11 protein-coding genes are annotated in these 14,267 nt (G+C 66.1%); 8 read left to right on the top strand and 3 right to left on the bottom strand.

What is annotated here, in order from left to right; genetic code table 11:
- Positions 1-29: 29 nt before the first annotated feature.
- The 6 genes from K3F48_RS10805 to K3F48_RS10780 are packed head-to-tail and all read left to right on the top strand — an operon-like array spanning position 30 to position 6,969.
- A complete protein-coding gene (locus K3F48_RS10805) occupies positions 30-1,481 on the top strand; it encodes a type II and III secretion system protein family protein (RefSeq protein WP_222575447.1) in 1,452 nt (483 codons plus the stop codon).
- A 23-nt stretch (positions 1,482-1,504) separates the two neighbouring features.
- Positions 1,505-2,245 carry a CpaD family pilus assembly protein gene (locus K3F48_RS10800; protein WP_222575446.1) on the top strand — a complete coding sequence of 247 codons (741 nt, stop codon included), beginning with the start codon at positions 1,505-1,507 and terminating at the stop codon, positions 2,243-2,245.
- Positions 2,245-3,498, top strand: coding sequence for a CtpF protein (locus K3F48_RS10795; protein WP_222575445.1), 1,254 nt, complete (start codon positions 2,245-2,247; stop codon positions 3,496-3,498). The genes K3F48_RS10800 and K3F48_RS10795 overlap by 1 nt, the downstream gene beginning before the upstream one ends.
- A gap of 30 nt (positions 3,499-3,528) precedes the next feature.
- The gene (locus tag K3F48_RS10790; protein WP_222575444.1) at positions 3,529-4,959 is read left to right on the top strand and encodes a CpaF family protein; all 1,431 of its coding nucleotides are present in this window, start codon (positions 3,529-3,531) and stop codon (positions 4,957-4,959) included.
- A gap of 14 nt (positions 4,960-4,973) precedes the next feature.
- Positions 4,974-5,945: a type II secretion system F family protein gene (locus K3F48_RS10785; protein ID WP_222575443.1), complete on the top strand. Its 972-nt coding sequence runs from the start codon at positions 4,974-4,976 to the stop codon at positions 5,943-5,945.
- Positions 5,946-5,979: 34 nt separating this feature from the next.
- The gene (locus K3F48_RS10780) at positions 5,980-6,969 is read left to right on the top strand and encodes a type II secretion system F family protein (RefSeq protein ID WP_222575442.1); all 990 of its coding nucleotides are present in this window, start codon (positions 5,980-5,982) and stop codon (positions 6,967-6,969) included.
- Here K3F48_RS10780 and K3F48_RS10775 read toward each other — a convergent pair.
- The 3 genes from K3F48_RS10775 to mgtA form a co-directional block, all read right to left on the bottom strand.
- Positions 6,957-7,787 (bottom strand): tetratricopeptide repeat protein, encoded by an 831-nt coding sequence (locus K3F48_RS10775; protein WP_222575441.1) that lies wholly within the window; start codon positions 7,785-7,787, stop codon positions 6,957-6,959. The two genes, K3F48_RS10780 and K3F48_RS10775, sit on opposite strands and share 13 nt — an antisense overlap.
- A 70-nt stretch (positions 7,788-7,857) precedes the next feature.
- A complete protein-coding gene (locus tag K3F48_RS10770; protein ID WP_222575440.1) occupies positions 7,858-8,940 on the bottom strand; it encodes an aromatic acid exporter family protein in 1,083 nt (360 codons plus the stop codon).
- Between the two features lie 32 nt (positions 8,941-8,972).
- The gene (gene mgtA / locus K3F48_RS10765; protein WP_255608841.1) at positions 8,973-11,582 is read right to left on the bottom strand and encodes a magnesium-translocating P-type ATPase; all 2,610 of its coding nucleotides are present in this window, start codon (positions 11,580-11,582) and stop codon (positions 8,973-8,975) included.
- Between the two features lie 149 nt (positions 11,583-11,731).
- On the opposite strand from mgtA, the gene K3F48_RS10760 reads away from it, so the two are divergent.
- Both K3F48_RS10760 and K3F48_RS10755 read left to right on the top strand, forming a co-directional pair.
- Positions 11,732-12,979 (top strand): O-antigen ligase, encoded by a 1,248-nt coding sequence (locus tag K3F48_RS10760; protein ID WP_222575439.1) that lies wholly within the window; start codon positions 11,732-11,734, stop codon positions 12,977-12,979.
- An 83-nt stretch (positions 12,980-13,062) separates the two neighbouring features.
- Positions 13,063-14,250 carry an acyltransferase gene (locus K3F48_RS10755; RefSeq protein WP_222575438.1) on the top strand — a complete coding sequence of 396 codons (1,188 nt, stop codon included), beginning with the start codon at positions 13,063-13,065 and terminating at the stop codon, positions 14,248-14,250.
- Positions 14,251-14,267: the final 17 nt, after the last annotated feature.

Below are 14,267 nucleotides of genomic sequence, written 5' to 3'. Positions count from 1 at the left end.
CAATGCACATTCGACGAGGAGCGGCGCGCATGACCAGCCCGAGACGTCACCTCATCCTCACCCTCGCCGCCGCGTCCCTGGCGCTCGTCGGCGCGGGAGCGCTTCCCGCTCGGGCGGCGCCGCAGAGCTTCGGCATCGAATCGGAGTCCGACGCGATCATGTCGCGGCGAGTCGCGATGGGCGTCGGCAAGTCGATCATCGTCGACCTGCCGGCCGACGCGGCGGAGATCGTCGTCGGCAATCCCAAGGTCGCCAACGCCGTCGTGCGCTCGACCCGCAAGCTCTACATCATGGGCGTCGACACCGGCCAGACGACGATCTTCGCGATCGACCGCAGCGGCCGGCAGATCGCCAATCTCGAAATCAGCATCGGCCGCGACGTCGGCGAGCTCGCCCCGCTGCTGCGCGCGGCCCTGCCCAATTCGAATATTTCCGCGCGCACCGTCAATGACTCGATCATTCTGACGGGGACTGTCGACTCCGCCTCCGAGGCGCAGCGCGCCGTCGACATCGCCAAGGGCTTCGCCGCGCGCTCGGCCTCGGCGCAGGGCTCCGGCTCCGCCGCCGACGGACTCGTCGTCAACGCGCTCGTCATCCGCACGCAGGACCAGGTGATGTTGAAGGTCACCGTCGCCGAAGTGCAGCGGCGCGTGCTCAAGCAGCTCGGCATCTCCGCCCAGAGCGGCGGCGAGACCATCTTGAAAGGCGGCTGGGGCCAACTCGTGCAGAGCAACCCCTTCTCCGTCAACTCCACGCTGACAGCGAGCGCGCTGACGATCAACGGCAACAACGGCGCGACGACGACCTTGCAGGCCTATGAGCGCTACGGCGTCTCGCGCGTGCTCGCCGAGCCGACGGTCACCGCCATCTCGGGCGAGAGTGCGAAATTCACCGTCGGCGGCGAGATCGCGGTGCCGGGCAATAGCAGCTGCATCGCCGGCTCGACCGTCTGCTCTTCCGTCGGCATCGTGTTCAAGCCTTATGGCGTGTCGCTGAACTTCACCCCGGTCGTGCTCGCGCAGGGACGCATCCTGCTGCATCTCGCCACCGAGGTGACGGAGATCGATTATCAGGCGGCTCAGTCCTACAATGGCGTCACCGTTCCGGGCTTCAAGACGCGCAAGAACGAGACCAGCGTCGAACTTCCCTCCGGTGGCTCGATCGCCACGGCCGGCCTTTTGACGCAGAAGTCGGATCAGGCGATCAACGGACTGCCGGGCCTCATCAATCTTCCGGTCCTCGGCGCGCTGTTCCGCTCGCGCGATTATCAGCGCAACGAGACGGAGCTGCTCATTGTCGTCACGCCCTACATCGCCCGCGCGCTCGCGGCGCGTGACGTGACGCGGCCCGACGACGGCTTCTCCGACGCGAGCGATCCGCAGGCCTGGCTGCTCGGCCGCGTCAACCGGCTCTACGCCAATCCCCAACATCCGCAGGCGGCTCCCCAGCTCAAGGGCCGCATCGGCTTCATTCAGGACTGAGCGCCAAGCGAGGAGCGGCTCATATGTCTATGCGATCCAAGAGAGCGACGATCGCCGCGCGCCTTGCCGCGCTCTGCGCTCGCGCCGGCTGCGCCGCGGCAGTGGCGGCGCCGCTCGCCGGCTGCGGCGTCAACAAGGTGCTGCCGCCGCCCTCGGTCGTTCACGATTACCGCGACCGTCATCCGGTCGTGCTCGCCGACGCGACCACCGCCATCGATGTCTTTCCCACACAGAGGCTCGATCAGGGGACTGTCGACCGAATCCAGTCCTTCGTGCAACGCTATCGGCGGATCGGCCATGGACAGATCACGCTGCTCGCGCCGGCTGGCGCGCGTGATCCTGCGGCGGCGCGCGCGGGCGTCGACGCCGTGCGGCGACAGCTCGCCGAATCCGGCGTCGCCGGCTCGGTCTATGTCGGCTCCTATCCGGTGAGCGACGCCGATCTCGCCGCGCCCGTGCGGCTGTCGTTCCAGGGGATCAAGGCCAAGGTCGCGGGCCGTTGCGGCGAATGGCCGGAGGATCTCGCCTCGGCGAGCTCGCTCAAAGGCTGGAACAACGACACGCATTGGAATTTCGGCTGCGCCAATCAGGCGACGCTCGCCGCGCAGATCGATGACCCGCGCGATCTCGCCGCCCCGCGCGGCGAGACGCCGGCCGATATCGAATCGCGCATGCGCTCGCTGAACAAGGTGCGCGCGGGCATGGATCCGTCGACCAAATGGACGGTCAAGGGCACGAATATCAGCTCGGTGGGAGGCGATTGATGACCAGTGACGCCGGCGCGGCGAGCGGCGGAACCGCGCCGCAGATCGCCCCTTTGCCCCGCGTTTCCGTGCAGGCCTTCTGCGAGACGCAGGACTGCGTGGCCGTGATGAATGCGGCGGCCGTCGACCGCCGCATGGACAAGACGCATGTGAAGGTTCACATGGGCGGCGTCGCCGCGGCCATCGAGGCGTTTCGCGGCGCGCCGACGCCCAATCTCATCGTGCTGGAGACGCTCGGCGATCGCCGCCAGCTGATCGGCCAGCTCGAATCGCTGGCCGAATTCTGCGATTCGGGCACCAAGGTCGTCGTGATCGGGCACGAGAACGACATCGCGCTGTACCGTGATCTGATCGCTCGCGGCGTCAGCGATTATGTGGTCGCTCCGCTCGACACTCTCGGCTTCATCGCGAGACTTTCCGAGCTCTATTCCGTCGCGGCCGAAACCCTCGGGCGCATCATCGCGGTCGTCGGCGCCAAGGGCGGCGTCGGCGCGTCCTGCATCGCCCATAATCTCGGCTGGTCGATCGCGCGGGGCCTGCAGATGCAGACGGTGATCGCCGATCTCGATCTCCCCTTCGGCACGGCGGGTCTCGATTTCAACCAGGATCCGCCGCAAGGCGTCGCCGAGGCGGTGTTCGCGCCCGACCGCGTCGACGCCAATCTCGTCGATCGTCTATTGTCCAAATGCAGCGATCAGCTCAGCCTGCTCGCCGCGCCCGCGACGATCGAGCGACTCTACGATCTGCCGGAATCGGCCTTCGATGCGATCATCGACGTGCTGCGGTCCACCTCTCCCTGCACGGTTCTCGACGTTCCTCACCAATGGTCGGCGTGGACGAAGCGCGTGCTGGTCGGCGCCGATCAGGTGGCGATCGTCGCCGCGCCCGATCTCGCGAGCCTGCGCAACACCAAGACGCTTCTCGACGCGCTGCGGCAGGCGCGGCGCAACGACGCGGCGCCGAGGGTCATTCTCAACACGGTCGGCGTGCAGCGCCGGCCCGAGATATCGCCCGCCGATTTCGCCAAGGCCATAGAGATCGACCTCGCCACGGTGATCCCGTTCGAGCCCAAGCTGTTCGGCTCCGCCGCCAATAACGGGCAGATGATCGCCGAGGTCGAGCCGGGATCGAAGATCGTCGAATCCTTCGACTCTCTCGGACGCGAGCTGATGGGGCGCACGGGATTGCGAAAGGCCAAGGCGAGCCTGCTCGCGCCACTCATCGAGCGATTTTCTCGCAAGCGCGCCGGCTGACGCGCGGCGCCAGGAGACGGGGAGCCGGGAATGTTCGGAAAGCGTACCAATGTCGGCGCGGAGACGCGCAAGCGGACATCCGAGCCGGCGGCGCCTGCGCCCAAGCCCATGGTCGCGGCGCCTGCGCCCGTCGCCTCCGCGCCGCCGCCGGCGCCGGTCGAGCAGCGCAAGTCCGAGCAATATTACGCCACCAAGGGCATGATCTTCGCGGCGCTGATCGAGGCGATCGACCTCGCTCAGCTCTCCAAGCTCGATCCAGACAGCGCCCGCGAGGAAATTCGCGACATCGTCCATGAGATCGTCGCGATCAAGAATGTCGTGCTGTCGATTTCCGAGCAGGAGGATCTGCTCGAGGACATCTGCAACGACGTGCTCGGCTACGGCCCGCTGGAGCCGCTGCTGATGCGCGACGACATCGCCGACGTCATGGTCAATGGCGCGTCGAAAACCTATATCGAGGTCGGCGGCAAGATTCAGCTGACCAGCGTCAGATTCCGCGACAATGCGCAATTGATGAATATTTGTCAGCGCATCGTGAGCCAGGTCGGCCGCCGGGTCGACGACTCCTCGCCGATCTGCGACGCGCGTCTGCTCGACGGCTCGCGCGTCAATGTCATCGCTCCGCCGCTCGCCATCGACGGCCCCGCGCTGACGATCCGCAAGTTCCGCAAGGACAAGCTCACTCTCGATCAGCTGATCCGCTACGCCAGCATCTCGCCCGAGGGCGGCGAGGTGCTGAAGATCATCGGCCGCGTGCGCTGCAATGTGCTGATCTCCGGCGGCACCGGCTCGGGCAAGACCACGCTGCTCAACTGCCTCACCAATTACATCGACGCCGACGAGCGCGTCATCACCTGCGAGGACGCGGCCGAGCTGCAATTGCAGCAGCCGCATGTGGTGCGCCTCGAGACGCGCCCGCCCAATCTCGAGGGTCAAGGAGCGGTGACGATGCGCGATCTCGTCAAGAACTGTCTGCGCATGCGTCCCGAACGGATCATCGTCGGCGAGGTGCGCGGACCGGAGGCTTTCGATCTGCTGCAGGCGATGAACACGGGCCACGACGGCTCGATGGGCACGCTGCACGCCAACTCCCCGCGCGAGGCGCTCTCGCGCTTGGAATCGATGATAACCATGGGCGGCTTCTCGCTGCCGGCCAAGACCATCCGCGAGATGATCGTCACGTCGATCGACATCATCGTGCAGGCGGCGCGCCTGCGCGACGGCTCGCGCCGCATCACCCATATCACCGAGGTGCTGGGGCAGGAGGGCGACGTCGTCACTCTTCAGGATCTGTTCATCTACGAAATCCTGGGCGAGGACAGCAGCGGCCGCATCATCGGGCGTCACCGCTCGACCGGCATCGGCCGTCCGCGCTTTTGGGAGCGCGCCCGCTATTACGGCGAAGAGAATCGTCTCGCGGCGGCGCTCGACGCGGCGACGGTCGACGAAGCGATCGATTAGAGAAAGGGCATCGCGTGGATCGGCAACCTCTCCTCATCGGCGCCACGCTCGTCACGCTCGCGGTCGGCGGCGTCATGTATTCGGTCGTCTATCCTTATCTCTCGGGCGACATCAAGGCGCAGAAGCGCCAGGCGGCGCTGATGGCCTCGGGCGAGCGGCGGCGCGAGGGCCGCGGCGCCGATCCGGCCAAGCGCCGGAAAATGATTCAAGACAGCCTCAAGGACGTCGAGGCCAAAGCCAAGACGGTCACGCTGGAGCAACGCATCGCCCGAGCGGGCCTCTCCGTGTCGCAGACCTTGTTCATCATCGGCGCCGGAATGGTCGGTCTCGTCGCGGCCTTCGTGTCCTTCGTCTTCAATCAGGATCCTCTGCTCGCGCTCGGCGTCGGCCTCGTCGTCGGCGTCGGCCTTCCGCATTGGACGCTGAGCTTTCTGGCGAGCCGGCGCGTCGCCAAATTCATCGAGGCCTTTCCCGGCGCGGTGGATATCATCATTCGCGGCATCAAGGCGGGCCTGCCGGTCGGCGACTGCTTCCGCATGATCGCCAGCGAGGCCGAAGAGCCGGTGCGCAGCGAATTTCGCCAGATCGTCGAGTCTCAGACGATCGGCCTTTCGATCGGCGAGGCGACGGAGCGATTCGCCGAGCGCATGCCGGTGGCCGAAGCGTCGTTCTTCTCGATCGTCATCAGCCTGCAGGAAAAGTCGGGCGGCAATCTGTCCGAAGCGCTGAGCAATCTCGCCGGCGTTCTGCGCGAGCGCAAGAAAATGAAGGCGAAGGTCAGAGCCATGTCGGCGGAGGCCAAGGCCTCGGCCGGCATCATCGGCAGCCTGCCGTTTCTCGTCGGGCTCGCCGTCTGGTTCACCAACAAGCCCTATATGGCGGTGCTGTTCAACACGACGGTCGGCAATGTGATCATTGCCGGGAGCCTGCTGTGGATGGTGGTCGGCGTGTTCATCATGAAGAACATGATCGACTTCGAGATCTGAGCGCAGAACGCCATAGTGTAAAACGAGCGAAGACATGTTCGACACCTTCGTCAAATATGCGTTCAACGGGCGGTTCATGTTCAGCCTGATCGTCGCCGCGGCGGTCGTCGCCATGGTGATATCCATCGGGCTCACCTTCTCGGGCGGCGACCGGCTGGCCAAGCGCATGAAGAGCGTCGCCAGCGAGCGCGAGCGCATCAGAGCGCGCGAGCGCGCGGCGGCCAACGCCAAGGCCAATGACAATGGCCCGAAAGGACTGCGGCAACAGCCCAAGGTCTATATGAAGAACGTCGTCGACCGCTTCTCGCTGTCGACATGGCTCAACACCGAAGACGCCAAGATGCGCCTCGCGTCGGCCGGCTATCGCGGCCCGCAGGCGGAGGTGGCGTTTCTCTTTTTCCGTCTCGTCGCGCCGATCGGCTTCGTGCTGTTCGCCATCTTCTATTTTGCCGTGCTCGACGATTCGGACTGGTCCTTTCTCGTCAAGACCGGCGTCGTGATCTTCGTCGCCTATCTCGGCGTCAAGGCGCCGGAGCTGTTCCTCACCAATGCGATCGCCAAGCGCCAGCAGAGCATGCGCATCGCCTTTCCGGATGCGCTCGATCTGATGTTGATCTGCGTCGAATCGGGCATGTCGATCGAGCACGCCTTCCGCAAGGTGGGCAAGGAGATCGGCGTGCGCTCCGTGCCGCTCGCGGAGGAGTTCGCGCTGGCGACGGCCGAGCTCTCTTATCTGCCCGATCGTCGCGCGGCTTTTCACAATCTCGCCTTGCGCACCGGCCTCGATAGCGTCAAGCAGATCTGCACCGTCCTCGTTCAGGCGGAGAAATATGGAACGCCGCTCGGCCGCGCCTTGCGCGTGACGGCGCAGGAGAGCCGCGACATGCGCATGGCCGAGGCGGAGCGCAAGGCGGCGGCGCTGCCGCCCAAGCTCACCGTCCCGATGATCGTGTTCTTTCTGCCGGTGCTGATGGTGGTGGTGATGGCGCCGGCCATCATTCAGGTGATGGCTCAGAGCTGGTGAGCCGCGCGCGGCGCAGACGCCTTCGCGCCGCGCGCGCCATAGTTCTGAATCTCGCGCCAGCTGTTGGACTGCGCGATCATCTGCCGGATCGACGCGACATTGGCGGCGGCGTCGATCGGCGAGAGATCGTGGCGCGACCAGCTTTCGGCCTCCTCGAACTTGCCCTCGAGAGCCAGCACCAGAGCGAGGTTCTGCCGCACGCGAATATCGGCGGCCGGCTGCGCGGCGGCCGTCAGCAATGTCTCTTCGGCAAGCGGTAGCCGCTTCGAGAGAGGGTAGGAGAGGCCGAGATTGGACAACACGCTCGGTTCGTTGGGCCTGATCTTCAAGGCCGTCTGATAAAAGTCGCGCGCTTCTTCGTGATGGCCGAGCTGATCGGCGATCGAGCCTTGCGCCGAGAGCACCGACCAATCGGGCCGTTCGGGCGTATGCGCGCGCGCCAGTACATCGGCGGCTTCCTGAAGGCGGCCGGCGTCGGCCAGCGCCTTGCCATAGGCGGCGAGCACGTCCATCTGCTCGGGATAGCGGATGGCGAGACCCTGCAGCACGGCGACGGCCTGAGCGTGGCGCTCGAGCCGCGTCAAGGCGCGTGCATAGGTGGTGGCGACGCGCTTGTTCTTCGGGTCGGAGTCGAAACGACGGCCCCATTCTTCGGCGAAGCGCCGCAGCTCCGCGTCGTCGCGCGGCAGCTCCGTCTGCCGCTGCGGGCCGAGCGATCCGGTGACGTCGCCGAGCTTGCCGCAGCCGCCGAGCGCGAGGAGCGCGCATATGGCGAGAGCCGTCGCCGTCGGCCGCGCGTCGAGTTTCGAAAAGGACATGGCGCCGCTGCTCCTCGGTCTCGCGAAAATAGTCGAGGTCGAGCAATAAATCGTTAACCTTAACGCTTTGCTAACGCGGCCCGTCGCCGATGCGGCGGGCGAGCTCGGCGAAGTCCTCGCGCCATTGCTCGAAGGCGAAGCCGAGCGCGAACACATGCTCCAGCTCCTCGACCGAAAGGCTGCGCAGACGTCCGTCTCGCCGCAGCGATGCGATTTCCTGAGCATAGGCGTCGAAAGCGGCGTCGAGCTGCGCGCTGTGGTCGACGGCGCGATTCGTTCGGAGCGCGCGGGCCAGGTCGCGCGCCCGTTCTCCCGCGCGCAGCGCGATCGCATCGAGCGCGGGGCCGAGACGCTCGCCGAATTCGGGCGGCAGGGGCGAGAGCGCGGCGCGTCCGATCATCACGAGATCATGGCGCATGCGCAGCAGCGCCTGCAGCAGCGGCGCGAGGTCGGGCTCGGCGCGCAGAATGGCGATGCGCTCGTGCCGCGCCTCCTGCTCGATCCGATCGACGCGAGAAAAAGCGGCGCCGACGCCGCGTTGCAGCGCGCGGATCGTCTCGGATTCTTGTCCATCCCTCAGGCCGGCGAACAGCGGCGGCAGCGTTTCGGCGATGGTGTCGAGCATGTCGGCGGCGGCCTGACGCGCCAGCACACGCGCGCGCGCCGGGAAGACGAGATGGGAGACGACCAGCGCGACGGCGCCGCCGAGCGCGACCTCGAGCACGCGATCATAGGCCGAATGGAAAGCCGTCGCATGAGTGAGCGTCGGCGCCAGCACGACAAGGACGCCAGTCGAGGGCGCGACCGAGAAGCGCGGGCTGAAGGCGGCGAGCATCGCCAGCGGGGCAATGCCGAGCGCGAGCGAGGCGACGAGCGCCGCTTCGCCGTGAGGAGGCAGCAGGGCGGAGACGAGTCCGGCATAGATCGCGCCGCCGACCGTGCCGAGCGCATAGTCGATCGTCGCCTTGACCGAGCGGCCGACGCTCATCTGCGTCAAGATGACCGCGGTCAGCACGGCCCAGAGCACCATCGGCGTGCCGAGCAGATGGCCGACGATCAGCGTCGTCACCGCGGCGACGGTGATGCGCGAGCCGAGCGCCCATTGCACATGGCGGGTCGAGAAGGCGCGGCGCGCCGCTGCGATGCGTTTCATGAGTCGTCCTCGATCGCGGTCGGATCTCCGCGCTACATTCCCCAACGCCGTGCAAACCAGCTCTTGGCGAGCTGCGCGAGCATGGCGTAGCAGAATAGAAAGCCGAAGATCGCCGGCCAGTAGAGCGGCGGCAGCGGCGTGAAGCCGAACACGCCGGCAATGGGCGTGAAGGGCAGCGACGCGCCGACGAGGCAGACGACGAGAGTCGTCAGCATCAGGGCGTCGCTCGCCCGGCTCTGCAGAAAGGGCATGCGCGCGGTGCGGATGACATGGATGACGAGCGTCTGCGTCAACAGCGACTCGACGAACCATCCGGTCTGGAACAGAGCGGGATCGGCGAGCGCGCCGAACGCGAAGATCATGAGCCCGAAGGTCGCGTAATCGAAGATCGAGCTGATCGGCCCGATGCAGAGAACGAATTTGGCGATATTGTCGATGTCCCACCGACGCGGCGCGGCGAGATATTCCGCATCGACCGTGTCGGTCGGGATCGCCGATTGCGAGATGTCGTAGAGCAGATTATTGGTGAGCACCTGGATCGGCGTCATCGGCAGGAAGGGGAGGAAGGCGCTGGCGCCGAGCACGCTGAACATGTTGCCGAAGTTCGAGCTCGCGCCCATCTTGATATATTTGACGATGTTGGCGAACACCTTGCGGCCCTCGAGCACGCCGTCGCCGAGCACGGACAGGCTCTTCTCGAGCAGGATGATGTCGGCCGATTCCTTGGCGATGTCGACCGCCGTGTCGACGGAAATGCCGACATCGGCCGCCTTCAGCGCGGGCCCGTCGTTGATGCCGTCGCCGAGATAGCCGACGACATGGCCGCCGCGATGCAGCGCGTCGATGACGCGCGCTTTCTGCGGCGGCGACAGCTTGGCGAAAACAACGGTCTTCTCCGCGAGCGCGTCGAGCTCCGCGTCGCTCGCCTGCTCGACTTCGGCGCCGAGCGCGACGCGATCGACGGCGAGGCCGACATCCTTGCATACCTTGCGGGTGACCGCGTCATTGTCGCCGGTCAATATCTTCACCGCGACGCCGGCTCCGGCGAGAGCCGCGATGGCGCCGGCGGCGCTGTCCTTGGGCGGATCGAGAAAGGCGATATAGCCGACGAGAATGAGCTCGCGCTCGTCCGCGGTCGAGAAGACGGCCTGCTCCTGCGGCAGCTCCTTATAGGCGACGGCGACGACGCGGAAGCCGTCGCCGTTCAGCTCGTCGGTCTCGCGCCGCGCGGCGTCGAGATGCGCGGCGTCGAGAGCCCCGCAGCCGCTCTCGGTCTCGTAACGGCTGGAGGCGGCGAACAGCTCCTCGACGGCGCCTTTGCATATCAAAAGATGCGGTCCGTCGTCGCGCCGCACCACCACGGAGAGGCGACGACGCTCGAAGTCGAAGGGGATTTCGTCGATCTTCTCGAATGCATGATCGGGCCGCAGCGCGTGAGCGAGCTCGTGATGCTCGAGCACGGCGCGATCGAGCAGATTTTTCAGCCCCGATTGAAAATGACTGTTGAGAAAGGCGAGCTCGAGCACGCGGGCCGAATCCTCGCCGAATATGTCGAGGCAGCGCTTCAATATGATGCGGTCCTGCGTCAGCGTGCCGGTCTTGTCGGTGCACAGCACGTCCATCGCGCCGAAGTTCTGAATGGCGTTCAGCCGCTTCACGATCACCTTCTTGCGCGAGATGGCGATCGCGCCCTTGGCGAGATTGACGGTGACGATCATCGGCAGCATTTCGGGCGTGAGGCCCACGGCGACCGAGACGGCGAACAGCATCGCCTGCAGCCAATCGCCCTTGGTGGCCCCATTGATGACGAAGACGGCGGGCGCCATCACCGTCATGAAGGCGATCATCAGCAAAGTGAAGCGCGTGACGCCGCGATCGAAGCTCGTCTCGACGCGCGGCCCGGCGATCTCGTCGGCCATGGCGCCGAACAAGGTGCGCCGTCCCGTCTCGACGACGACCGCCGTCGCATAGCCGCTGACGACATTCGCGCCCATCAGCGCGAGATTTTTCGCCTCGAACGGATCGCGCGCAGGCGCGGGCTGCGCGGTCTTCTCGACCGGCATGGATTCGCCGGTCAGCGCCGATTGATTGACGAACAGATCCTTGGCGTCGATGAGCCTGAGATCGGCGGGAATCATGTCGCCGGCGGAAAGCCGCAGAATATCGCCCGGCGCCAGCCGCTCGACCGGCTCCTCGACGAACCCGTCCGCCGTATGCGCGCCCGGGCGGCGCACGGAAGCGTGGGTGCGCACCATGGCTTGCAGCTTCGCGGCGGCCTCGTTGGAGCGATGCTCCTGGACGAAGGCGAGGCCGACGCTGAGCGCCACCATTGCGGCGATGACGATCGCCGCGCGCACATCGCCGAGAGCATAGGAGGCGAGGGCGAGCGACAGCAGCAGCGCATTGAGCGGATTCTTGGCCCGGCCGGCGAGTTCTCGCAACATATTGGGACGACGTTCGCGGGCGATGCGGTTGAGGCCCACATGACGCAGCCGCAGCGCCGCCTCGCGCGCGGAAAGGCCGTTGCGAGTCGTTCGCAGCCGCGCCAGCAGCTCCTCGCTCGATGTTTCGGCGGCGCGCAGCAGCGCGTCGTCGCGCCGTCGTCCGGTCGGGAGGCGCATAGCGGCGAATTGCCGATTCATGGGAGCGGCTCCGGGTGAGGGCGCGTTACGCCAAGCCGAGATCACGCTTTCTTAACTATAGCGAGGCTACCAAATCGCAAAGACGCCGTCTTCATCGCTCATCCCGATCCTGTCGCGCCCGGGGGCGCGGCGGCACAGCGGAACTCGACATGGCGCAAACGGTGACAGACGCCGCGGCGCCATCGTCCGGTCCGACATTGAACTATGCGCGGCTGCTCGAAGCGCTGTTCTGGATCACGTCCTGTTCCGGCTCGGTGGTGTTCATCGAGCCGTCTCCTTATGATTTTCTCATTCTCTCGACCATGGTCGTCTGGTTCCTCGGCGGCTTCACTCTGCATCGCGCGGTGCTGCCCGGCGCGGCGCTGCTCCTCCTGTGGACGCTCGGCGGCTATATCTCGCTCATTCCCTATTGGAACGAGCACGATCCCGTCGACTTCATGACGCATACGCTGTTCATTTCGATGACCGGCGTCTTCTATATGCTGTTCTTCTCGCAGGACGCCGCGCGGCGCTTCGAATTGTGCATGAGCGGATATGCGGCGAGCTGCATGCTGGCGGCGGTGATCGCGGTCGGCTCCTGGGCGCAGGTCGTCGGCGATCCTCAGGCGATGACGCTCGAGGGCCGCGCCATGGCGCCGTTCAAGGACCCCAATGTGCTCGGCTCCTATATGGTGCCGGGCGTGCTGTTCTTCGTGCAACGGCTGCTGCTCGGCCGCATGCGCTTCTGGCCGGTCACTCTGCTCGGCCTGCTCCTGTCGGGCGCGGCCTTGTTCGCCTCCTTCTCGCGCGGCTCCTGGGGCGCGGCGATCGTCTCCGTATTCGTGCTCACGCTGCTGTCGATGATCACCGCGGAGTCGCGGCGCATGCGGATGCGCATCGGCGCGGCGGCGGTGGCGGTGACCCTCCTCGTCTCGCTCGCCGTCGCCGGCGCGCTCGCCGGAGACTCCTCGGTGCGCGAATTCTTCTTCAAGCGGGCGTCGGCGACGCAGGAATACGACGAAGGCCCGACCGGGCGGTTCGGCAATCAGCTGCGCTCGCTGCCCATGCTGGTCGAGCGGCCGAACGGCATGGGGCCGCTGCGCTTTCGCCTGACCTTCGGCGTCGAGCCGCACAATAGCTATGTGAACGCCTTCGCCTCCAATGGCTGGCTCGGCGGCTTCGCCTTTTTCGGCCTCGCGATTCTCACGCTCGGCGTGCTGTTTCGCGCGAGCCTGCAGCGCACGCCGTTCCAGAGGCCGGCGCAGCTCGTCGCTGCCGCGTTGCTGGTGTTCTTTCTGCAGGGGCTGCAGATCGACCTCGATCATTGGCGCTTCTTCTGGATCTTCGTGGGGGCTGCCTGGGGGCTCGAGGCGGCGCGCGTCCGCTTCATCGCGCAGGGCCGGCCGCAGACGGCTTAAGCGCTTCTTTATGAGTGGCGAGGAAGATCGGGCCGCTGCCGTCGCGGCCCCTCGGCCGGCTCGTCGCGCAGCGAAGAGGACGGATGATGAATCTCGACGCCGCGCTGCGGGAGAATGACGGGAAGGGCCCCGGCTTCCACTTCGTGCGCCATGCGCTGTCGCTCGTCATCCTGCTTCACCACGCGTCCGTGCTCGCCGTCGGCGGAGAGCGCGCGCCCGCGGCGACCAAGGGCGACGCCGTCGCCAGCCTCGCCATGCTGCTGCAGGGCGGCGACGCCGTTTTCCTGCGCCAGTCGATCATCGAGCTGCTGCGGCCGTTGCTGTTCTCGCTGGTCGGCGCCTTCTTCGTGCTGAGCGGCTTTCTCGTCGCCGGCAGCGCGTTTCGCACGCGCGACACGCGCCAATTCCTCACATTTCGCGCTTTGCGCATCGCGCCGGCGCTGGCCTCGGAAGTGCTGCTCTCCGCGCTCGTGCTCGGACCGCTCGTCACCACCAGCGCGCTCGGCGCTTACTTCGGCGATCCGCAATTCTATCGCTATTTCGGCAATATCTTCGGCTTCGTGACCTATGAGCTGCCGGGCGTCTTCGCCGACAATCCGGTTCCCGGCCTCGTCAATAGCAATTTGTGGACTCTGCCGCCGGAGTTCTATTGCTATCTCGTGCTGAGCGCGCTGATCGCGAGCGGGCTGTTGTTCACGCGCAAGGGCTTTCTCGCCTTTTTCCTCGCCGTCTCGGCAGGCGTGGCGCTGACGGCGAGCTTCGGCTGGCCGGCGCCGACGCGACTCGACACGACGCGCTTTGCCGGCTGGTTCCTCGTCTATCTCTTCCTCGTCGGCGTGGCGCTGTGGATCCTCGCCGCGCATGTGCGGCTCGACAAGCGCCTGTTCATTCTCTTCGGCGGACTCTATGTGCTGCTGATGGCGACCAAGACGAGCGATGTCCTCGCCGGCCTTTGCCTCGCTTATTGCGTCGTCTATGTCGGAATGCTTCGCTTTCCCTGGTTCGACCGCCTGCTGAAGGCCGATCTCTCCTACGGCCTCTACCTCTACGGCTATCCGATCACGCAGGCGCTGGTTTTCTTTCTGCTGCCTCATCTCGACGGGGCGCCGAAGGGCGTGAGGCTGGCGGCGATCATGAGCCTCGCGCTCGCCGCAACGCTGATCTTCGCCGCCGCATCCTGGACCTTCATCGAGAAGCCGGCGCTGAGATTGAAGCGCTTCGTGCTTCCGCCCCGCCGCGCAGCGACGCCGAATCTCGCGCCGGCGGAATAAGCTCGAAAAGACGACAA

The organism is Methylosinus sp. Sm6 (assembly GCF_019802345.1).
Classification (GTDB): domain Bacteria; phylum Pseudomonadota; class Alphaproteobacteria; order Rhizobiales; family Beijerinckiaceae; genus Methylosinus.
The sequence above is the reverse complement of the archived record's forward strand: the minus strand, read 5'-3'. Positions and strand labels throughout refer to the sequence as shown.